This is a genomic window from Vibrio sp. 10N.286.49.B3, from assembly GCF_002873395.1.
Lineage (GTDB): Bacteria > Pseudomonadota > Gammaproteobacteria > Enterobacterales > Vibrionaceae > Vibrio.
Genome location: NZ_MCUV01000054.1, coordinates 1 through 299, shown reverse-complemented (window position 1 = coordinate 299; position 299 = coordinate 1). Strand labels below are relative to the sequence as shown.

2 tRNA genes are annotated in these 299 nt (G+C 45.5%); both read left to right on the top strand.

The window, feature by feature from the left end:
• Nucleotides 1–22 precede the first annotated feature (22 nt).
• Nucleotides 23–99: transfer RNA gene (locus BCU68_RS15595), tRNA-Ile, on the top strand.
• A 35-nt stretch (nt 100–134) separates the two neighbouring features.
• Nucleotides 135–210: transfer RNA gene (locus BCU68_RS15590), tRNA-Ala, on the top strand.
• Nucleotides 211–299 lie beyond the last annotated feature (89 nt).

Sequence of the window (299 nt, the reverse complement as noted above, 5' to 3'; positions counted from 1 at the left end):
AAAAAGTTTAAGAGACGATATTGGGTCTGTAGCTCAGCTGGTTAGAGCGCTCGCCTGATAAGCGGGAGGTCGGTGGTTCAAGTCCACTCAGACCCACCAATTTCTTTTGGAATTGGAACAATATCGACACAGATGGGGCTATAGCTCAGCTGGGAGAGCGCCTGCCTTGCACGCAGGAGGTCTGCGGTTCGATCCCGCATAGCTCCACCATCTTTAAGCGTATTTCTTTCAAAGAAAGCCTTAAGTACTCTTAAAAATGGTTTGTTTCGAAAGAAACTAACATTGCTCTTTAACAATTT